This is a genomic window from Paraburkholderia ferrariae NBRC 106233, assembly GCF_000685035.1.
In the GTDB taxonomy this organism is placed as follows: Bacteria; Pseudomonadota; Gammaproteobacteria; order Burkholderiales; family Burkholderiaceae; genus Paraburkholderia; species Paraburkholderia ferrariae.
In genome coordinates, this window is sequence record NZ_BAYB01000024.1 from 142,679 (window position 1) to 163,264 (window position 20,586).

General features: G+C 67.3%; 20 protein-coding genes. 12 read left to right on the forward strand and 8 right to left on the reverse strand.

Going from position 1 to position 20,586, the window contains the following annotated elements; translation table 11 throughout:
• Positions 1-4: 4 nt before the first annotated feature.
• Positions 5-610 (reverse strand): RBBP9/YdeN family alpha/beta hydrolase, encoded by a 606-nt coding sequence (locus BFE01S_RS24500; protein ID WP_028227780.1) that lies wholly within the window; start codon positions 608-610, stop codon positions 5-7.
• Positions 611-916: 306 nt separating this feature from the next.
• Between BFE01S_RS24500 and BFE01S_RS24505 the strand changes: the two genes are divergently transcribed.
• The 6 genes from BFE01S_RS24505 to BFE01S_RS24530 are packed head-to-tail and all read left to right on the forward strand — an operon-like array spanning position 917 to position 5,049.
• Positions 917-1,867: a 2-hydroxyacid dehydrogenase gene (locus BFE01S_RS24505; protein WP_028227781.1), complete on the forward strand. Its 951-nt coding sequence runs from the start codon at positions 917-919 to the stop codon at positions 1,865-1,867.
• A gap of 47 nt (positions 1,868-1,914) precedes the next feature.
• The gene (locus BFE01S_RS24510; RefSeq protein ID WP_028227782.1) at positions 1,915-2,838 is read left to right on the forward strand and encodes a hydroxymethylglutaryl-CoA lyase; all 924 of its coding nucleotides are present in this window, start codon (positions 1,915-1,917) and stop codon (positions 2,836-2,838) included.
• A gap of 54 nt (positions 2,839-2,892) precedes the next feature.
• A complete protein-coding gene (locus tag BFE01S_RS24515; RefSeq protein WP_028227783.1) occupies positions 2,893-3,411 on the forward strand; it encodes a YbaK/EbsC family protein in 519 nt (172 codons plus the stop codon).
• A gap of 2 nt (positions 3,412-3,413) precedes the next feature.
• Entirely contained in the window at positions 3,414-3,689 is a 276-nt protein-coding gene (locus BFE01S_RS39965) for a DUF1289 domain-containing protein (RefSeq protein ID WP_042338404.1), read from the forward strand.
• Positions 3,686-4,120, forward strand: a complete 435-nt coding sequence (locus BFE01S_RS24525) for a MaoC family dehydratase (RefSeq protein ID WP_028227784.1) — start codon at positions 3,686-3,688, stop codon at positions 4,118-4,120. Before BFE01S_RS39965 ends, BFE01S_RS24525 begins: the two co-directional genes overlap by 4 nt.
• Positions 4,117-5,049: an MBL fold metallo-hydrolase gene (locus BFE01S_RS24530; protein WP_028227785.1), complete on the forward strand. Its 933-nt coding sequence runs from the start codon at positions 4,117-4,119 to the stop codon at positions 5,047-5,049. Before BFE01S_RS24525 ends, BFE01S_RS24530 begins: the two co-directional genes overlap by 4 nt.
• A 218-nt stretch (positions 5,050-5,267) precedes the next feature.
• On the opposite strand, the gene BFE01S_RS24535 is transcribed toward BFE01S_RS24530, so the two are convergent.
• Entirely contained in the window at positions 5,268-6,170 is a 903-nt protein-coding gene (locus BFE01S_RS24535) for a DMT family transporter (protein ID WP_028227786.1), read from the reverse strand.
• A gap of 174 nt (positions 6,171-6,344) precedes the next feature.
• On the opposite strand from BFE01S_RS24535, the gene BFE01S_RS24540 reads away from it, so the two are divergent.
• Positions 6,345-6,818 (forward strand): Lrp/AsnC family transcriptional regulator, encoded by a 474-nt coding sequence (locus BFE01S_RS24540; protein ID WP_062871686.1) that lies wholly within the window; start codon positions 6,345-6,347, stop codon positions 6,816-6,818.
• A gap of 27 nt (positions 6,819-6,845) precedes the next feature.
• Here the strand turns inward: BFE01S_RS24540 and BFE01S_RS24545 are convergent, their stop codons facing one another.
• On the reverse strand, positions 6,846-8,165 hold the full coding sequence (locus tag BFE01S_RS24545; RefSeq protein ID WP_028227788.1) for a DUF445 domain-containing protein: 1,320 nt from the start codon (positions 8,163-8,165) through the stop codon (positions 6,846-6,848).
• Between the two features lie 193 nt (positions 8,166-8,358).
• Positions 8,359-9,252, reverse strand: a complete 894-nt coding sequence (locus BFE01S_RS24550; protein ID WP_028227789.1) for an alpha/beta fold hydrolase — start codon at positions 9,250-9,252, stop codon at positions 8,359-8,361.
• A gap of 307 nt (positions 9,253-9,559) precedes the next feature.
• Between BFE01S_RS24550 and BFE01S_RS24555 the strand changes: the two genes are divergently transcribed.
• Positions 9,560-10,519 (forward strand): NAD(P)H-dependent flavin oxidoreductase, encoded by a 960-nt coding sequence (locus BFE01S_RS24555; protein ID WP_028227790.1) that lies wholly within the window; start codon positions 9,560-9,562, stop codon positions 10,517-10,519.
• 52 nt (positions 10,520-10,571) lie between these two features.
• Here the strand turns inward: BFE01S_RS24555 and BFE01S_RS24560 are convergent, their stop codons facing one another.
• The 3 genes from BFE01S_RS24560 to BFE01S_RS42035 all read right to left on the reverse strand — a co-directional run bounded on the left by BFE01S_RS24560 (position 10,572) and on the right by BFE01S_RS42035 (position 13,988).
• Positions 10,572-11,507 (reverse strand): LysR family transcriptional regulator, encoded by a 936-nt coding sequence (locus BFE01S_RS24560; RefSeq protein ID WP_028227791.1) that lies wholly within the window; start codon positions 11,505-11,507, stop codon positions 10,572-10,574.
• A gap of 209 nt (positions 11,508-11,716) precedes the next feature.
• Positions 11,717-12,823, reverse strand: coding sequence for a porin (locus tag BFE01S_RS24565; RefSeq protein WP_028227792.1), 1,107 nt, complete (start codon positions 12,821-12,823; stop codon positions 11,717-11,719).
• Positions 12,824-13,442: 619 nt separating this feature from the next.
• Positions 13,443-13,988 (reverse strand): hypothetical protein, encoded by a 546-nt coding sequence (locus BFE01S_RS42035; protein ID WP_052420970.1) that lies wholly within the window; start codon positions 13,986-13,988, stop codon positions 13,443-13,445.
• Between the two features lie 646 nt (positions 13,989-14,634).
• Here BFE01S_RS42035 and BFE01S_RS24575 point away from each other — a divergent pair.
• Both BFE01S_RS24575 and BFE01S_RS39975 read left to right on the forward strand, forming a co-directional pair.
• The gene (locus tag BFE01S_RS24575) at positions 14,635-15,681 is read left to right on the forward strand and encodes a bile acid:sodium symporter family protein (protein WP_028227793.1); all 1,047 of its coding nucleotides are present in this window, start codon (positions 14,635-14,637) and stop codon (positions 15,679-15,681) included.
• Positions 15,682-15,839: 158 nt separating this feature from the next.
• Positions 15,840-17,684, forward strand: coding sequence for an EAL domain-containing protein (locus BFE01S_RS39975; protein ID WP_042338405.1), 1,845 nt, complete (start codon positions 15,840-15,842; stop codon positions 17,682-17,684).
• Between the two features lie 106 nt (positions 17,685-17,790).
• Here the strand turns inward: BFE01S_RS39975 and BFE01S_RS43340 are convergent, their stop codons facing one another.
• Complete coding sequence (locus tag BFE01S_RS43340; protein ID WP_042338406.1) at positions 17,791-17,946, reverse strand: DUF3309 family protein; 156 nt, start codon at positions 17,944-17,946, stop codon at positions 17,791-17,793.
• Positions 17,947-18,182: 236 nt separating this feature from the next.
• On the opposite strand from BFE01S_RS43340, the gene BFE01S_RS24590 reads away from it, so the two are divergent.
• Positions 18,183-19,253, forward strand: a complete 1,071-nt coding sequence (locus tag BFE01S_RS24590; protein ID WP_028227794.1) for a LacI family DNA-binding transcriptional regulator — start codon at positions 18,183-18,185, stop codon at positions 19,251-19,253.
• A gap of 10 nt (positions 19,254-19,263) precedes the next feature.
• Positions 19,264-20,577 (forward strand): AGE family epimerase/isomerase, encoded by a 1,314-nt coding sequence (locus BFE01S_RS39985; RefSeq protein WP_245621180.1) that lies wholly within the window; start codon positions 19,264-19,266, stop codon positions 20,575-20,577.
• The last annotated feature ends 9 nt before the right edge of the window (positions 20,578-20,586 follow it).

Below are 20,586 nucleotides of genomic sequence, written 5' to 3' on the forward strand. Positions count from 1 at the left end.
GCGCTTACCACGCAAACGCCGGTTCGCCGCCCTCGACCCTCTCGTCGCGCAAGCGCCGCGGCGCTTCGCAGTGCACGAGCGTATCGATGAAGTATTTCGCGCGCGGCCACGGCCCGAAACCCGCTGCCGAGTTGATGTGGCCCGCGTCGCCGAGATTGACGAACGCGCTGCCCAGGTGCTGCGCGAGTTCGCGCGCGCCGGCCAGCGTCATCCACGGGTCGGTTTCGCTGCCGATCAGGATGGAGGGCACTTTCAGGCGCCGTGCCTCGAACGCGCCCGCAAAGCGGAATTTCGCGGGGCTCGCAGGCGCGACGAACAACACGCCCGCGACATCGGCGCCGAGAATCCCCGCCTGCAACGCATGAGCCGTCACGAGGCAGCCGAAGCTGTGCGCGGCGAGCACGAACGGCCCGCGTTCGCGCGCGAGCGAGGCGGCGAGCGCCGCGCTCCAGACCGCGAGATTGGGCGCGTCCCAGTCGGCCTGCTCCACGCGCAGCGCACGCGGGAACTGGCGCTCGAGCCAGGTCTGCCAGTGCGCGCCGTCGCTGCCGTGCAGCCCCGGCACGGTGACGAGTCTGGGCGGCCAACGGGTAGGTGCGCTCGAAAGCATGATTTTTTCCTCGCAACGACCAAGCGTGAAGAGATTGTGGCCTGCACCCCGCGCCGGCCGAACCAATTTTTTTTGCTTTGCTTTGCAGGGCGCCCACCCGCGGGGCCGCGCGCGCCGCCCACGTGGTGAAAGCCCGGCGGGCACCGGCCCGAAAAAGTAGAATGTGGCCAGGACATCTGTCACGGACATCCCCATGTCGCCTCGCAACGCGCCTCCCCCTGCGGCCTGTATGGGCCTTACGGCCCTTCCGCCCCGCATTTGCGGCGCACACGCGTGCTGCGCCGCCCAACGAACGAGGCACGCCGCATGAAGATCCTGTTCTGGCTGCCGCAAGCCGATGCCTCCACCTGGCTGCACGGTCTCGCCCGCGCGCTGCCCGGCGCCGAGCTGCGCGAATGGCAACCCGGCGACAACGCGGCGGCCGATTACGCCGTCGTCTGGCGCCCGCCGCGCGAGCTGCTGTCCGCGCGCCCCGGCCTGCGCGCGATCTTCAATCTGGGCGCGGGCGTCGATGCGATCCTCGCGCTCGAACGCGAACAACCGGGCACGCTGCCGCGCGATGCGTTGCTGGTGCGCCTCGAAGACTCGGGCATGGCCGACCAGATGTGCGAGTACGTGCAGCATGCCGTGCTGCGCTATCTGCGCCGCTTCGACGACTATGCGCTCGCGCAGGCGCGCGGCGAATGGCACGTGCTCGCGCCGCATCCGCGCGAAACCTTCACGGTGGGCGTACTCGGGCTCGGCGTCCTCGGCGCCCAGGTTGCGCGCTCGGTGGCCGCGCTCGGCGTGCCGGTGCGCGGCTTCTCGCGCAGCGCCAGGCATCTGGACGGCATCGCCACATGGTCGGGCCCGCTGCATGGCGAGCAGTTCTATGCGTTCCTCGACGGCGTGAAGCTGCTCGTGAATCTCCTGCCCGCCACGCCCGACACGGAAAACATCCTCGACGCCCGCGTGTTCGCGAGGCTCGAACGCGGCGCCTACGTGGTGAACGTGGCGCGCGGCACGCACCTGGCCGAGCAGGATCTGCTCGATGCGCTGGCCGACGGCACGCTCGCGGCCGCCACGCTCGACGTGTTCCGCGAAGAGCCGCTGCCCCCCGATCATCTTTTCTGGCGCGAGACGCGCATCACCATCACGCCGCACAGTTCGGCCCTGACGCTGCGCGACGAAGCGATCTCGCAGATCGCCGACAAGATCGAAGCGCTTGCGCGCGGCGAAACGGTGAGCGGCGTCGTGCATATCGAACGCGGTTACTGAGCGGGGCTTGCACCGAAGCCGCGCCAGACCCACCAAGGAGACACCCCATGACCCTGCCCGCAACAGTCAAGATCGTCGAAGTCGGTCCGCGCGACGGTCTGCAGAACGAAAAGGAATTCGTTTCCACCGCCATCAAGATCGAGTTGATCGACCGCCTTTCGGCAGCCGGCTTTCCGAACATCGAGGCCGCCTCGTTCGTCTCGCCCAAATGGGTGCCGCAGATGGCCGACGGCGCCGAAGTGATGGCCGGCATCGCGCGCCGCCCCGGCGCGATCTACTCGGTGCTCACGCCGAACCTGCGCGGCTTCGAAGGCGCACTCGCCGCGCGCGCAGACGAAATCGTGATTTTCGGCGCCGCGAGCGAAGCGTTCTCGCAGAAGAACATCAACTGCTCGATCGCGGAAAGCATCGAGCGTTTTGTCCCGCTCGCGCAGGCAGCCAAAGAGCACGGCATCCGCATTCGCGGCAGCGTTTCGTGCGCGCTCGGCTGCCCGTATCAGGGCGAAGTGCCGGTGGCTTCGGTGGTGGATGTGGTCGAGCGCTTCGCCGCGCTCGGCTGCGACGAGATCGATATCGCCGACACCATCGGCGTGGGCACGCCCGGGCGCACGCGCGAAGTGTATGAGGCCGTGACGAAGGTGTTCCCGCGCGAGCGCCTCTCGGGCCACTTCCACGACACCTACGGCCAGGCGCTGGCGAACATCTACGCGGCCCTGCAGGAAGGCATCGCGATCTTCCACGCCTCCGTGGCGGGGCTCGGCGGCTGTCCATATGCCAAGGGTGCGACCGGCAACGTCGCGACCGAAGACGTGCTGTACCTCCTGAACGGACTCGGCATTCAAACCGGCATCGACCTGAACCAGGTGGTCGCGGCCGGCGATTTCATCTCGACCGCGATTGGCCGCAACAACGTCTCGCGGGCAGGCAAGGCACTGCTCGCAAAACAGCGCAGCGAAAGTGCCTGTGCGTAAGCGCCCGTGCATCAGCACTCGATCGTCGAATCGCAGTACGAAGGAAAGAAACCCATGACGGATACGCACGCCTCCTCTCAGGGCACACTGGATGCCCTGCCCGAATCGGCCCGACGCGTCGCGCTGTTGCTGCGCGATCGCGGCCACGCGAAGCCGGTCGTGATGCTGCCCGAAACCGGCAAGACCTCGGCCGAGGCCGCGGCGGGACTCGGCTGCGAAGTCGCGCAAATCGCCAAATCGATCCTCTTTCGCCGCCGCGAAGACGACGCCCCCGTGCTCGTGATCGCCAGCGGCGCCAACCGCGTCGACGAGAAGAAGGTCGCCGCGCACGTGGGCGAAATCGGCCGCGCCGATGCGAAGTTCGTGCGCGAAAAAACCGGCTACGCGATTGGCGGTGTCTGCCCGATTGGCCACGCGACGCCGCCCGTCACGCTCATCGACGCCGATCTGTTCGAGCTCGAAAGCCTGTGGGCCGCGGCGGGCCACCCGCATGCGGTGTTCAATCTCTCGCCGCAGGAACTGGCCGCGCTGACCGGCGCGCCCGTGGTGGACGTCGCGCTGCGCGACGCGTGAGCATGACGTCTCGCGCCGCGCCATCCCAGGCCTCCCCCGCTTTGCAGGCAACGCCGTCGCCCTGCATCGGCATCTGCCGCATGAACGACGCCACGGGTCTATGCGATGGCTGCCTGCGCACCCTCGACGAAATCGCTGCGTGGTCTACGCTCGACGATGACGCGAAGCGCGCCGTGTGGGACGCGATCGACGCGCGGCACACGCAATGGATGGCACGGCGTTTCGACGGAGCGCGCGCAAGCACGAGCACGTCGGGCCACCCGGGAGATACGCAATGAACGCGCCGCCCCGCGTGGTCACGATCGGCGAAATCTGCCGTTCCACGTTCGCGCTCTCGCCCGCTTCGGTGAAGTCGTTCGCCACGCTGGTGAACGACCTGAACCCGCTCCATCACGACGAAGCCTATGCGGAGCAAAGCCGCTTTGGCGGCCTGATCGCATCCGGCACGCAGCCCACCGCGCATTTCATGGCCCTGCTCGCCACGCATTTTTCCACCTACGCGCAGCCGCTCGGCCTCGAATTCGACCTCAAGCTCAAGCGCGCCACCTTTGCGCACGACGTGCTCACGTTCGAATGGCGCGTGGAGGATGCGTGGTGGAAGCCGAGCCTCAACGGCGACCTCACGAAGCTTGCCGGCACCGCCATCAATCAGGATGGCGAAATAGTGACCGCCGGCCATGCGACGATCCTTGTGATGCCCAGGCCATGAGCGCGCCCGTTCAACTGCCTGGTTCGATCCGCGTATTCGAGCGCGGCTGGCTCTCGTCGAACAACGTACTGCTGGTGGACGAAGCCCACGCGGCACTCGTCGATACGGGCTACGCCACCCATGCCGCGCAAACCGTCGCGCTCGTGCAGCATGCGCTGGGCGCGCGCGCGCTCGATCTGATCGTGAATACGCATCTGCATTCCGACCACTGCGGCGGCAATGCGCAGTTGCAGGCCGCGTGGCCGTGCGAAACGCGCATTCCCGCACGCAGCGCAGCCGCAGTACGCGACTGGGACGAAGCACGCCTCACGTTTCGCGCGACCGGGCAAACCTGCGAACGCTTCGGCTTTACCGGCACGCTCACGCCGGGCGAGCAACTCGCGCTCGGTGGCTTCGAGTGGGAAGTGATCGGTGCGCCGGGCCACGACCCGGATTCGGTGATGCTCTATGCCGCCGGCCCGCGCCTTTTGATCAGCGCCGACGCGCTCTGGGAACACGGCTTCGGCGTGATCTTCCCCGAACTCGACGGGGAAAGCGGCTTCGCCGAGCAGCAGGCGGTGCTGGAGGCGATCGCGAAGCTCGATGTGAGCATCGCGATCCCGGGGCACGGCGCGCCGTTTGTGAACGTCGAGGCCGCGCTCGAACGCGCGTTCTCGCGGCTCGCCTGGTTGCGCGCCGATCCCGCGCGCAATGCGCGCAACGCGCTCAAGGTGCTGATCGTGTTCAAGCTGCTCGAAGTGCGCACGATGACCCTCGCGACGCTCGAAGCGATGCTCGACGACGCCGCGGCCATGCGTGCGGCGGCCTCGCAACTGGCGCCGCGTAGCGCATGGCGGGCGCTGCTCGCCGAACTCATCGGCGAACTGGCGAAGAGCGGCGCGCTCGTGCTGAACGGCGAGCGCATCGAGGCGCCGGCCTCGGCCGTATGAGCGGAGCATGAGCGAAAAAAACGCTCGTCCGTTTCCGGACGAGCGCGAGTATCTTGCTCTGACGTGGTCAATCTGTGGACGCATCATACTCGCGCCTATCGGCGCGAAGCATCGGTGATTTCCCTAAAAACGACCGACACGCAATCTGCGGCTTGACACGCACGAATGCAGACATCCGAGCGCACCAATTGATTCGGCATCCTTATCAAATGACGACTTCAGGCCGAACGCACGCCACTGCGTTGCGGCACGATCCGCCAGCCCAGGTTCACGCCCGCAGCCGCCAGCAGAATCAGCACCGCACCGGCCACCTGAATCCATGAAAGGCGCTGCCCGAACGCGAGCCAGTCCACGACTATGGCGACCACCGGGTAGATGAACGAGAGCGCGCCGGTCATCGCCGTGGGCAGCTTCTGGATCGCGCCGTAGAGCAGCACGTACATGATGCCGGTGTGCACGACACCCAGCGTCACGATCTGCGCCCAGTGCAGCGGCGTGGCGGGCAGCGTGTCGTAGTGGATGAACGGCGCGAGCGCGAGTGCGCCGAACAGCACCTGCACGAGCGCGATCAGGTGGGGCGGCGTGCCCTTGAGGCGGCGGGTGATGATCGACGAGACGGCATAGAGAAAGGCCGCGCCCGCCGCGCAGGCTACGCCTTGCAGATACTCGCCGGGAACGGCAAGCACCGCGGGCTGCACCTCCACCACGCAGACGAGCCCGACGAACGCAACCGCAAGCCACGCCACAGTGGAAGCGCTCACGCGCTCGCGCAACAGGAGCGCGCCGAGGCCCACGAGCATGAACGGCTGGGTGTTATAGACGGCGGTGGCCATCGAAATCGACGCCCGCGAATACGCCGCGAAGAGCAGCACCCAGTTCGCGACAATCGCGGCGCCGCCCAGCATGGCGAGCAGCAGCGTGCGCGGCGTGAAGTGCGCGCGGCGCAGCAGCCCGAGCGCCGTGCAGATGAGCGCGAGCGTCGCGCCGCCCAGCACGCAGCGCAGGAATACGACGTTGATGGCCGGCTGCCGCGAAGCGACGACGAGCCAGCCGATCGTGCCGGACATCAGCATCGCGACGACCATCTCGGCGGCGCCGCGGCGAATTTCGGTAGTAGCCATGGAAGCGATTCCCTGTCGAAGCGAAGGCGGCATGGCCCGCGAAGCGAGCAAGCCCGAAGCCATGACAGGAAGTTTACTGGCTGCATTCCCCGGAATACAGGGCTAAACTGAGGCCGTTCGTCTTATTCGCCTTGCAATCGAAGGCTATCGAAGGCACAACCCCTGCAAACCATCATGAAACGTCCAGCCAGTACGCCGGTGCAGCCGGCCAACCTCGATGAGATCGACCGCGCCCTGCTTGCCGCACTGGCCGAAGACGGCCGCGCGAGCGTGAGCGAACTCGCGCGCCAGGTCGGCCTTTCGGCGCCGAGCACGTCGGAGCGGTTGCGGCGCCTGGAAACGCAGGGCGTGATCGGCGGCTACACGGTGCAGATCGACCCGCGCGCGCTCGGCTACACGCTCCAGGCCATCGTGCGCGTGAAGCCCCTGCCGGGCCAGCTTCATCTGGTCGAAGAGGTGATCCGGCGCATTCCCGAGTTCGTGGAGTGCGACAAGGTCACGGGCGACGACTGCTTCATCGCGCGGCTTTATCTGCATTCGATCGGGCAGCTCGACGAAATCCTCGCGAAAGTCACCGAGCGCGCGGAAACGAGCACGGCCATCGTCAAATCGACGCCGGTGGCACGGCGCCTGCCGCCGCTCGAATGACGGGCGGGAGCGGTCCGCAACGGCAAATCACAGGCCGACGAATACACGCAGCCACTCGAAAAGCTGCGAGCACAAATAAAGGCCGAAGCCGATCGCCCCGCCCAGCACCGTGCCGTTGATGCGAATGCGCTGCAGGTCCTTGCCGATCTTCTGCTCGATCAGCGTGGACATGCTGCCCGCGTCCCAGTTCTTCACCGTATCGCTGATATGGCGCGTGAGGAACGCCGCGAATTCCGGCGCCATGGCGTGCGCCGCCTGCTCCAGATGTTCGTTCAGCGAGGCGCGCAGCTTCGGGTCGGCCGCCAGCGCGCGCCCGAGCCAGCCGCCCGCCGCCGCCACCTTCGCGTGCAGCACCGAATCCGGCGCCTCCAGGTCGCGCCGCAGCCACGCGCGCAACTCGTCCCACAGCGTGCGCGCGTAGTCCGCGAACGCGGAGCCGTCGCGCAAACTGGCCTTCAGCTCCTCGCCCTTGGCGAGAAACGCGGGATCGGTCTTCAGCCGCGCGATGAGGCCGTACACCACCTCGTCGAACCGGTGGCGCAACTGGTGCTCGCGGTCTTCGCTGATTTGCAGCAGCAGCCGCTCGACTGCGCTCGTCAGCACCCGCGCGCCGCTCTCGCCGATCCAGGCGGTGGGCAGCACCTTCTCCGTGATCGGATACTCGCCCTTGAGCCCCTCGACGATGCGGGCGGCCACGAAGCTGCGCGTCTCTTCCACGCGCAGCAGCGCGGCGAACTGGTCGATCAGCTTGTCGAGCAGTTCCTGGTGGCGGCCGTCCCGCGTGAGCGTATCGAGCACCGCGCCCATCGACTTCGAGAGATCGACGCTGGAGAGCGCCGCGCGCAGGCCGTCGCGGATCAGCAGCTCGATGCGGGGGTCGTCGGCGAGTTCCAGCACCCCCGCGGCGAACTGCACCGCGTAGTCGCCGAGGCGCCGCGCGTTGCGCGTGTCGGAGAGCCAGCCGGCCACCCGTTGCGCCGGGTCGTGGCGGCGGATCAGGGCGACGAGCGATTCGGCGTCGAGAAAACGGTCCTGGACGAAGCGCGCGAGCTCGTCGGCAATGCGGTCCTTGTTGTGCGGAATGACGCCCGTGTGGGCGGAAATGAACGGCACGGGCAGACGGCGGAAGAGCGCCGCCACGGCGAACCAGTCGGCCAGCGCGCCGACCATCGCCGCCTCGCTGCACGCCTTGAGCGCACCGACGACGAACGCGCTGCCGTAGCCCGGCGGCCAGCACGCCGTGACGACGAAAACGCAGGCCGCCGCCGCGAGCAGCAGCAGCGGGCGGCGCTTGGCGCGCCGCAGTTCGGCTTCGTCGGAGAGAGGGCGGGTCGCGGGCGGGGGCATGGCGAAGGCAGGCAACGGGACCGCGCCATTATGCGGTCAACGCGGCGGCGTCGCGCCGCCACGAACCAGTTGGGCCAGGCGAGTCAGGCGAGTTACGTGGAGCAAGCGGCCCGCCAAGAGCGCCGTCCTCACCGGCCGTACCTCACCGGCCGCACCTCGCCATTGTTCAACTCAAGACCAACTCAAGGCCAACTCAAGGCCCGCTGGCCTCGAAGAATGCCAGCATCTCTTTCACGAGATCCTCGCTCGCCTCTTCGGGGATGTAGTGTCCGCACGCAAGCGAGCGCCCACTCACATCGCGCGCCACCTTGCGCCATTCGGCGAGCGCGTCGAAGCAGCGGCCGATCACGCCCTGCTCGCCCCACAGGATGCGCAGCGGGCAGCCCACCTTGTGGCCGCGCTCGATGTCGGCGCGATCGTGCTCCAGATCGATCGTCGCGGAAGCGCGGTAGTCCTCGCACATGGCATGCACCGCGCCCGGCTGGCGCAGCGCCGCGTGGTAGGCGGCGAGCGCCTCGGGCGCGAACGGCGCGAGGCCCGCGTGGCGGTTGCCCATCACGCGTTCGATGTAAAGATCGGTGTTCGCACCGATCAGCGACTCGGGCAGCGGCGCCGGCTGGATCAGGAAGAACCAGTGGAAATAGGCTGTGGCAAAGGCGCGGTCGGTCTGCTCGTACATCGAGAGCGTGGGCGCGATGTCGAGCAGCATCAGCCGGTCCACGGCCTCCGGGTGGTCGAGCGCCATGCGGTGCGCCACGCGCGCGCCGCGGTTGTGCGCGCAAACCAGAAATCGTGCGTGGCCGAAGTGGCGCATCACCTCCACCTGATCGGCGGCCATCGCGCGCTTCGAGTAGGTGGCATGCGCGGGGTCGCCGGCCGGCTTCGACGACGCGCCATAGCCGCGCAGGTCCGTCGCGATCACGGTGAAGTGCTTCGCGAGTTCGTCGGCGCAGCGATGCCAGATCATATGCGTCTGCGGGTGGCCGTGCAGCAGCAGAAGCGGCGGCCCTTTGCCGCCCTTCATCCCGTAGATGTCGATCCCGCTCGCCGTGCGAACGGTGAATGGCGTGAATGCATCGAACGGCATGATGTCGTGTCTCTTGTCGTTGTTGGTCTCACACTATTGTAGGAGGCCCCTTATCTCCGCTTGCGCGATTTCGGGGCGGCAACCGTAGAAACCGAACACTTGCTCGAAAGTCGTGGCCGAAAGGGCCGCCTTCGGCGCGGTTCGTACAGAATGACGCGCCTACAATCGAACGATCGTTCATAACACAGTGCACAGCGCGATACCCGCGCGGCGCCCGAGCGGTACGATCCGAACCACGGCCAGCCATCCCGGCGCCGCGCTTGCCCGATCGCGCCGCCGGCTCCGGCCGCCCAAGGAGACTTCTGTCATGGCATTGCCCGCCGTCCTGCAAAACCTGTCGCTGCCCGTCGTCGGTTCGCCGATGTTCATCGTCAGCTATCCCGAGCTCGTGCTTGCGCAGTGCAAGGCCGGTATCGTCGGCGCGTTCCCGGCGCTCAACGCGCGCCCGGCCGAACAGCTCGATGCGTGGCTCACGCAGATCCAGACCGGGCTCGCCGCACACCGGGCGGCTCACCCGGACGCGACCATCGGCCCGATTGCCGTGAACCAGATCGTGCATCAGTCGAATGCGCGGCTCGAGCACGACGTGCGCGTGTGCGTCGATCACCAGGTGCCGATCTTCATCACGAGCCTGCGGGCGCCGGCGCGCGAGATCATCGACGCCGTGCACAGCTACGGCGGCATCGTGCTGCACGACGTCATCAACCTGCGCCACGCGGCGAAGGCGCTCGAAGCGGGCGTGGACGGGCTGATCCTCGTGGCGGCCGGCGCGGGCGGCCATGCGGGCACGACCTCGCCGTTCGCGCTGGTGGGCGAAGTGCGCAGGATGTTCGACGGCCCCATCGTGCTCTCGGGTGCGATTGCGAACGGCGGCTCGATCCTCGCGGCGCAGGCGATGGGTGCCGATCTCGCGTACATGGGCACGCGCTTCATCGCAACGAAAGAGGCGCATGCCGTGGACGCCTACAAGCAGGCGATCCTCGACGCCAAATCCGCCGACATCGTCTACACGAACCTCTTCACCGGCGTGCACGGCAACTACATCCGCGAGAGCATCGTCAATGCGGGACTCGACCCGGACGCGCTGCCCGAATCGGACAAGACGAAGATGAACTTCGGCGGCGACAAGGCGAAGGCGTGGAAGGACATCTGGGGCGCGGGCCAGGGCGTGGGACTGATGGACGATGCGCCGACGGTCGCGGAGCTCGTCGCGCGCCTGAAGCGCGAATACGACGACACGAAGGCACGGCTCGGCATCGCGCGTTAAGGCGCTGGAGCACTGGAGCGCGGAAGCACCGCCCGGCCCGGCGTCCCGGCGCCTACGAAGCCGCCGCCGCGCGGATCGCCTCGACGCCGGGCCACAGCCCGCGGTCCGCGAAGCGCTGCGCGAGAAAATCGACGAACGAGCGCACCTTCGCCGAAAGATGCCGCCGGCTCGCGTACACGGCGTAGATGGGCAGCTCGCGCGGCGGCAGCGCATTGACGAGAAGCGGCACGAGACGGCCCTCGGCAATGTCGTCGCCAATCACCTCGGTGCCGAGCATCGACAGCCCGCCCCCTTGCAGCACCACCACACGCAGCGCTTCGAGGTGGTTGACGATCAGGTTGCCGCCCGGCTTCGGGCGCGCGCCGCCGTCGGCGAACGGCGCAAGCTCCTGCGCCGAGGCCCCCGCGTATTGCACGAAACTGTGGTGCGCAAGATCGGCCACCGTCTTCGGCACGCCGTGGCGGCGCAGATACCCGGGTGACGCGCACAGCACGATGTGCGCGGTGGCGAGCGGCCGCGCAATGAGCGACGACGACTTGAGCCCCGAGGGCGCGGCGCGGATCGCCACGTCGAAGCCTTCGTCGATCAGCTCGACCACGCGGTCGGAGAGCGTGATATCGACGGTGACCTCGCGGTGCCCGGCCGCGTAGTCGGCCACGGCGCCCATCACGTGCCGCAGCCCGAACGCCGTCAGCGACGAGACGCGCAGGCGCCCGCGCGGCACGACGCTTTCGGCGCCCACGGCTTCGCCCGCCTCGTCGAGTTCGTTGAGCGCCTGGGCCAGCCGTTCGTAGTACTCGCGGCCCGCCTCGGTGGGCGCGACGCGGCGCGTCGTGCGGTTCAGGAGGCGCGCGCCCAGTTGCTGCTCGAGGTGCGCGACATGCTTGCTCGCCATCGCCGCCGACATGCTCATGCGCTCGGCCGCGGCCACGAAACTCCCCGCCTCCACCACCTGGCGGAACACTTTCATGCTTACGAGCGTGTCCATCGCGCGCGTCCGGAAGGGTGTGGAAGAAGAGACATAAGACACCGGGAAGAATCAATCGCCGCCATTGTGCGCGCTTTATCCATTCCTGGTAGGCAAACGCGCCGCCGCGAAGGCCGCCCGGCCCCCCCAAAAAAAACAAAACCCCGCGCTCCGAAAGAGCGCGGGGTTCGTGGCGATGCGTCGCGGGCCTGAAGGCCCGTGCCGCTTGCTTAGAACTTCGTGCGGATGCCCGCGCCGTACGTCATGCCCGACGACATGTTGTCGTAGTGGTCGTACATATAGGCAGCGTACAGGTCGGTGCGCTTCGAGAGCGGGTAGTCGTAGCCAATGGCCGCCGTCTGGTGCGTCTGGTTCAGGCCACCGTTGTCGCGCGAGTATGCGTACGAAGCCATTGCCGTGCCCGGGCCCACCGGCACCGACACGCCGCCTTGCGCCGTGTTCACGTGCCAGCCGCTCAGTTGGCCCCAGTTCGCCGTGTACATGTACTGGCCGTAGAACTTCACGAACTTGAGGTCGTAGGTCAGGCCGACCTGCGCCACGCCCTGGCTCTTCAGGCCCGCGGTCGTGATCGAGCCGCTCGGGTCGATGGGGATGGTGCTGATGTCGCCCGGCGTGTTGTTGAAGTTCACGTACTGGTACACGGCCGTCGCCGCGAACGGGCCGTGGAAGTACAGGGCCTGCACGCTCCACTTCTTCTGGCCGTTTTCGCCGGCCTGGTTGCCGAACGCGTACATCGCCGAACCGGACAGGCCGTTGAAGTCAGGCGTCGAGTACTGGATCGCGTTGTTCCAGCCCGAGTCGCCGATCACGCCCTGGTCGGTCGTGTAGGTCGGGAACGTCGAGAGGCCCAGGTACACGTGGTACACCATCGGCGAGAAGGTGTACGAATCGATGAACGGGTTGAACAGGATCGTCGAAACGAACAGTTGCGTCGTCAGACGCCCCGCCGTGACCGTGCCGTACGGCGATTCGAGGCCGACGTACGCGTTGCGGGCGAAGAACGTGTCGCCTTCGAAGCGGCCGTACTGGCCGTTCTGCGCGCGGAAGAAGCTTTCGAGGGTGAAGATGGCCTTGTAGCCGCCGCCGAGATCCTCGTCGCCCTTCAAGCCCCAGTACGACGTGGACATCCCGCCGCCGCCCACGCCCACCGAGGCGTTATCCCCCGGGAATTTCGTGACGCCGGCCCATTCGTCGACCTGGCCATAGAGCTGGACGCTCGACTGCGCAAAGGCCGACGACGAAGCGGCGGCAAGCACGGCTGCGAAGGCGCTCGCCTTCAAGGTGGTGCGCAGCGCGCGGCTAACGGCTGTATTCATGGGTTCTCCTGTCTTTGTCAAAAAAAGAGGTGTGACTGGCGGCTGTTGGCGCTCGCGCAAACCGTTTGTTTTTCGTCGTTCGCAGGCGTGGCCGTTCTTGGGCGGGACCATCTTCGCGGACCAATTCCGTCGCCAAAAATATCCGGTGTTATCGCCGGTATATCGGACCGATTAGTTTGCTGGCCTTAAAACCTGTTTTGCGCGCCCCGGCATCTTTTTTTGGTGCGTCGCAACAGTCACATAATTTGTGCGTCTAGCCGCGTGGGCGGGAATTCTCCGGGGCGTTCGGGCTTCGATTGACGCGCCGCCATATCGAAGTCGGGATTTGATGACGAAAGGCTTATGTATGACGAGAGATTTCAAAAAAAGTGTGGTATCTACGCGTCAGATTGGCATTGGCCACGCGCGGGAACGTGCAAAAAACCGGCGGGAATTCGTGTGATGAACATCAGAAGACCGAAACAGCCTGGGGAATGCGCTCGGTCTGGGGGGAGGGGATGAAGTAAGGAGAACCTGGAGGATGCGGCTTCGAGGCGGAGCCGCTCGCGGAATTCGAGGTCTGGCTTCGGGTCCGGTTCTGCGCTGGATGGCGTGCCGGGTTCCGTGCCGGGTTCCGCGCTTAATTCCGATAAGGCGACGGCATGGGCGGACGCGGCACATCGCCGCCGCCGCGCGGGAACGGACGGAACGCGCCGCGCTCTTCGTTGTAGCGCGCCACGTCTTCGCGGATCGAGCCCGTGCGCACGGGAGAATCGGCCGGCGGGTGCGGCACTTCGCGGGTCTGGGCGCTCACCGGCGTGATGGGGCCGCCCCGGCTGCCGCCGAAGCCATTGCCGTAGGGGGCGCCGCCCGCGGGTTCGCGATTGCCGCCACGGTCGCCGCCACGCTCGCCGCCGCCCTCGCGCCAGCCGCCCTGATCGGCGACATGCATAGGCGTTGCGCCATAGCGGCCGGCGTTGCCGTAGCCGCCACCATAAGCGCCAGTCGCGGCCTCGCGGCGCACGGGCGCCGCCGGGCGCATAGCCTGCGCGGAGGCATGTTCGCCCCAACCGCCACGCGCGGCGCCTGACATCGGCCGCATCGCGGGCGCGTGCGAAAAACCGCCACCGCCGCCATGCGGCGCAAACGCAGGCTGTGCGTGGGCAAGCGCAACGAGGGCCGTCAATCCGGCCCCCAAAACCCACTGTCCCATTCGTGACAACCCTGCGTACATGATGTCGATCGCCTGCCCGACGTTCCGCCTGAAAACCCGCCACTCGGGCTGTGGCGGGCCAGTCCCGGCGCCCTCACCTTCACGGTTCGCAATGCTTGCTGCCGCAACGGGGTGACGCGCCCTCTGACCGTAATTTATGGGCGTGCCGAATAGGTGTCGAGCCAAAAAGTGTTATGCCTCCTGAAGGGTTGTAACGCCATGTTACTGCTGGTTTTTTCGGCTCAGGACGGCCGTCCGGCGTGGCTTTGGGGGCAGGGCCGCCCGATGCTCCGAAGATCTTTGGTTAGATGTTTGCACAACGGATGCGGCACACGGGCAGCGCACGAAAAACGGCTGCCCGGCAGTGTCAAATCCGGGGCCGAAAGGTGCCCTGGCGGGCTCCACACCAGGCACCACACTGGGGTTCCGCACCGCTTCGGCTGCTCCAGCAGACAGTCGGCCAACTCATGCCCAATACTCATTAATCGATTCTTCAAATGAATTTGATTTTTCAATCGCTTTGCAGGGACAATAGTGACTCCTGTTCCGTACTCCGATTCAATGCCGCGCCCGCTTCGAAACCGCGCGCGGCGCTTTGAAATTGCTCCGAGATTGCTCGATGGCCCGTCCGAAATTCCTGCCCGATAACTTCACGCTGTGCCTCGTCGGCACCGTGATCCTTGCGAGCCTGCTGCCCGTGCACGGCCAGGCCGCCATGGCCTTCAACTGGCTCACGAATATCGCCGTCGGGCTGCTGTTCTTCCTGCACGGCGCCAAGCTCTCGCGCGAAGCGATCATCGCGGGCGCGACGCACTGGCGCCTGCACGTCGTCGTGCTGGCGAGCACCTTCGTCCTCTTTCCGGTGCTGGGGCTCGTGCTCAAGCCGGTGCTCTCGCCGCTCGTCACGCCAGCCCTCTACGCGGGCGTGCTGTTTCTCTGCACGCTGCCCTCCACGGTGCAGTCGTCCATCGCCTTCACGTCGATCGCGCGCGGCAACGTGCCCGCCGCCGTGTGCAGCGCGTCCGCTTCGAGCCTGCTCGGCATCTTCATCACGCCCGCGCTCGTGAGCGTCGTGATCTCGAACCAGAACGCGGGCGGCGCCTCGGCCTGGCATACGGTCTGGAATATCGTGCTGCAACTGCTCGTGCCGTTCGTGGCGGGCCAATTGCTGCGCCCCGTGATCGGCCGCTGGATCGAGCGCAACCGCGGCGTGCTGAAGTTCGTCGATCAGGGGTCGATCCTGCTCGTCGTCTATGGCGCGTTCAGCGAGGCCGTCAACGAAGGGCTCTGGCATCACGTGCCGCTCGCGGCGCTCGGCGGCCTCGTCGTCGTGAACGCCGTGCTGCTCGCGCTGGCGCTCGCCATCACCATATTCACGAGCAAGAAGCTCGGTTTCTCGCGCGCCGACCAGATCACCATCATCTTCTGCGGTTCGAAGAAGAGCCTCGCCGCCGGCGTGCCGATGGCCAAGGTGATCTTCGCCTCGAACGCCGTGGGCGCCGTCGTCCTGCCGCTCATGCTGTTCCACCAGATCCAGCTGATGGTGTGCGCGGCGCTCGCGCAACGCTGGGGCGCCCGCGACATGAGCGGGGAGCGCGGGGCCCCGACCGGCGACGAATCGCATTCGGGCAGCGGCGAGCGCGGCACGGCCACCGCCCAGCGCTAAGGCACTGACACGCGGCGGCGCCATCTGCAGCGCCGCCCCCGAGCGGCGCGCGTTGCGCGGCGCTGCCAGCCACCCTCCCCGGCTTGTCACTAAAAATTCACTTAATTCTTTGCGCGTGCTGCCGTTAAGCGTGGCGTCCTTGCCTGAAAGGCTTAGCCATGTCTTCTCACGCGTCGTCCTCGCCCACCGGCTTATCCGGCATAGCAGGCCTGATCGGCCGGCGCCATCTGCGCGCCGTCTTCCAGCCGATCGTCGATTTCGAGGACGGCGCGATCCTCGGCTATGAAGGCCTGATCCGCGGCCCTGCCGGCTCGCCGCTCGAAACGCCGGCCGCGCTGTTCGCACAGGCGTTCGAGGAAGGCTGCACCACCTCGCTCGAACACGCCGCCGCGCGAACCTGCATCGAAGCCTTCGCGCGGCTCAATTGCCACGGCAAGCTGTTCCTCAATTTCAGCGCGACCGCGCTGCGCCAGCTCACCGACGCCGGCCGCGACACGCCCGCCCTCTTCGACGGCACGCTCGACGCACGCCGCGTGGTAATCGAGCTCACCGAGCAGAGCGCGATCGAGGACCTGGGCGAATTCACCCAGATCGTCGATGCCCTGCGCGCCGCCGGCGCCCAGTTCGCACTCGACGACTACGGCACCGCCAACGCGAGCATGAATCTGTGGGTGCGTCTGCAGCCCGATGTCGTGAAGATCGACCGCTTCTTCATTCACGACATTGCCCACAGCGCGCTCAAGTTCGAGGCCGTGCGCGCGATGCAGCACTTCGCGCAGGCAAGCGGCGCGCGGCTCGTGGCCGAAGGCATCGAAAACGAAGCCGACCTGATCGTGCTGCGCGACATGGGCATCGGCAGCGGCCAGGGCTTTTTCTTCGGCCGCCCGGACATGGCGCCCGCGCAAAGCCTCCCGCAGGAAACGCGCGAAGCGCTGCGCGCGGACCACATCGCCGTGTTTCCGGAACCGGCGCGGCGCGCCGCCGCGAGCCGGGCGGGCGGCAGCGCCCCCGCGGAAAAGATGATCGTGCACGCGCCCGCGGTGCCGCGCCGCGCCACCAACAACGACGTGCTGGAACTCTTCAACCGCCAGCCCGAACTGCACGCGGTGGCGGTGGTGGAGGACGACCGTCCCGTTGCGCTCATCAACCGGCGCGCGTTCATGGACCGCTACGCGCTGCCGTATCACCGCGAGCTGTTCGGCAAGAAAGCCTGCCTGCAGTTCGCGAATGCCTCGCCCGTGCTGATCGAGCAGTCGATGACGGTCGAGCAGATGGCCACGCTCCTCGCGAGCGACGACCAGCGCTATCTGGCCGACGGCTTCGTCATCACCGACAACGGCCGCTATGCCGGCCTCGGCACCGGCGAAAGCCTCGTGCGCGCCGTGACCGAAGTGCGCATCCAGGCGGCGCGCTACGCGAATCCGCTCACCTTCCTGCCGGGCAACATCCCGATCAGTTCGCACATCGAACGGCTGCTCTCGCACGACGCCGGCTTCTACGCGTGCTACGTGGATCTGAACCAGTTCAAGCCGTTCAACGATCAGTACGGCTACTGGCAGGGCGACGAAGTGCTGAAGTTCGCAGCCACGGTGCTGGCCGACGCCTGCGACCCCACGCGCGACTTCCTCGGCCACGTGGGCGGCGACGACTTCCTGATCCTGTTCCAGAGCGAGACCTGGCTCGACCGCGCGCGGCGCGCAATCGAAACGTTCAATGCGGGCGCGCTGCGCTACTACGCGCCGGCGGACCGGATGGCGGGCGGCATACGCGGCGAGGACCGCCACGGCAACCCGGCCTTCTTCAGCTTCGTGACGATGGCGATCGGCTGCGTGCGCATCGCGCCGGGCGACGGCGCGCAGCACAACAGCGAGGCCATCGCCTCGCTCGCGGCGCTCGCCAAGCGGCGCGCCAAGCAGGAGTCGATGGGCCTCGTGGTGATCGACAGCAACGACAGCGCGGCGCTCGTGCCCGCGCACGGCGAACCGGTCGCAGCGGCGAACTGACCGCCCCGGGCTGACGCTAAAGGCCGCGGCGCCGCCCCGCTACGGGCGGCATCCCCATACATCAGGACTCCCTGGCGGCACGCTCGCGCGAGCGTGCCGCCTGTCGTCATATCGTCCCCATCAGCAAGAGCACGACCAGCACGACGACGATCACGCCGAGCGTGCCCGACGGCGCATACCCCCATGAGCGGCTGTACGGCCAGGCAGGGAAGGCGCCGACCAGCAGCAGGATCACGATGACGAGCAAGATGGTGCTGAGCATGGTGCGTCTCCCGAGCTTCGAATGATGATGGACCTCGTAGCGCAACCGCCATGCCCGGCCAAACGTGTTTAGTTACTTTTACTAAACGCATAAATTTACGTTTATACGCTTGTATACGGGTATTTACGGTGATTTTACTTGCCCATCTTGCGTTGTTCGCACGAGTTTTTACTATACAATCGCCCCACATCTGACCTTACCCGCACGGCGCCCTCGCGCGCCGCCCGCCAGGAGCCATGGGGACAACCATCCGCGAGGTCGCGCAGGCAGCCAACGTGTCGATCGGCACGGTGTCGCGCGCCCTGAAGAATCAGCCGGGCCTTTCGGAGGCCACGCGCGCGCGCGTCGTCGAAGTCGCCAACGCGCTCGGCTACGACTGGGGCCAGTTGCGTCCGCGCATCCGCCGCCTCACGTTCCTGCTGCATCGCCAGCACAACAACTTCGCCGCCAGTCCGTTCTTCTCGCATGTCCTGCACGGCGTGGAAGACGCGTGCCGCGAGCACGGCATCGTGCCCGCGCTGCTGACGGCCGGCCCCGCCGACGACACCGTCCAGCAACTGCGCCTGCACGCGCCCGACGCCATTGCCGTGGCCGGGTTCGTCGAGCCCGAAATGCTGGCCGCGCTCGTCGCGCAAGAACGGCCGCTCGTGCTGATCGACCTGTGGGCGGCGGGCCTGCGTTCGGTGAACATCGACAACCTTCCGGGCGCCGCGCTCGCGATGAACCATCTCTTCGAACTGGGGCGGCGGCGCATTGCGTTCATCGGCGGCTCGCTCGCGCACTACAGCATCGCGCAGCGCGCGCTTGGCTACCGGCGCGCGTTCTTCGAAGCGGGCCTGCTCTTCGACCCCTCGCTCGAGGTGACGATCGACGCCGGGCTCGACCCCGATACCGGCGCCGCGCGCGCGATGGAGCGCCTGCTCGACTCCACGCGCGGCGCGCCGCCCGACGCCGTGTTCGCCTACAACGACGCCGCCGCGCTCGCGGCCCTGCGCGTGTGCCAGCAGCGCGGGCTGCGCGTGCCCGAGGACATCGCGATCGTCGGCTTCGACGACATTGCGGGCGCCGCGCACGCGGTGCCCGCGCTCTCGACGATCGCGGTGGACAAGGAAGCGCTCGGCCGGCGCGGCGTCGAGCTGCTGCTCGACGCCGCGCCGGCCGCGAGCGAGATCAGCCTGCCCGTGCGCCTGATCGTGCGCGGCAGCACGGTGGCTCAAACGGCCACTGCGGCTCCCGCCGCTGCTCCCGCCTCCCCGTCTTCGCGCAGGGCGACGCCGCACCCCGGCGTCGCCACGCTCAAGCCCTGATGAGAAAGCCATGACGAAGCTCACCGATACCGCTCCCTCCCACGCCGGCACCGGCGCCGATGCCGATGCCCAGGCGGCCGCCGTGCCGCCGGTCGCGAACTTCCGCGACCGCGCGTTCCTGCTCTCGCACGTGCAGGACACGCTGCGCTTTTACGCGCCCAACGTGTACGACCCGACGGGCGGCTTCTTCCACTACTTCCGCGACGACGGCTCGGTGTACAACGCGCATTCGCGGCACCTGGTGAGCAGTTGCCGCTACGTCTTCAACTACGCCATGGCGTACCGCGAGTTCGGCGACCCGCAGCACCTGGAATACGCGCGCCACGGCCTGAAGTTCCTGCGCGACGCGCACTGGGACCCGCATCACGAAGGCTACGACTGGGAAATCGACTGGCGCGACGGCAAGAAGCGCACGCTCGACGCCACGCGCCACTGCTACGGCCTCGCGTTCGTGCTGCTCGCCTATGCGCATGCGGCGATGGCCGGCATCGAAGAAGCGCGCCCGATGATCGCGGCCACGTTCGAGCTCATGGAGCACCGCTTCTGGGACGCCGCCGCGGGCCTCTATGCCGACGAAGCGAGCGCCGACTGGGTCGTCTCGACCTACCGCGGCCAGAACGCGAACATGCACGGCACCGAAGCGCTGCTCGCCGCCTACGAGGCGACCGGCCACCTCGTCTATCTCGACCGCGCGGAGCGCATCGCCTCGAACCTCACGCTGCGCCAGGCGAAGCTCTCGCAGGGGCTCGTGTGGGAGCACTATCACGCCGACTGGTCGGTGGACTGGCACTACAACGAAGAGGACAGCTCGAACATCTTCCGCCCGTGGGGCTTCCAGCCGGGGCACCAGACCGAGTGGGCGAAACTTCTCTTGATCCTCGAGCGGCACCGTCCGCTGCCGTGGCTCCTGCCGCGCGCCGTCGAACTCTTCGACGCGGCCATGGCGCACGCCTGGGACAACGACCACGGCGGCCTCTACTACGGTTTCGGCCCGGACGGCACCGTGTGCGATCACGACAAGTACTTCTGGGTCCAGGCCGAAACCTTCGCCACGGCGGCGCTGCTCGGCAAGCGCACGGGCAACGAGCGCTACTGGGACTGGTACGACGAACTCTGGCGCTATGGCTGGACGTATTTCGTCGATCACCGCTACGGTGCGTGGTATCGCATCCTCACCTGCGACAACCGCAAGTACAGCGACGAGAAAAGCCCCGCCGGCAAGACCGACTATCACACGATGGGCGCGTGCTACGAGGCGCTCAACGCGCTGCCGGGCCGCGGCATGGCACCGGCCGTCGGCCGCAGCGCGGCGTTCGCACAGTAAGGAGGAGAC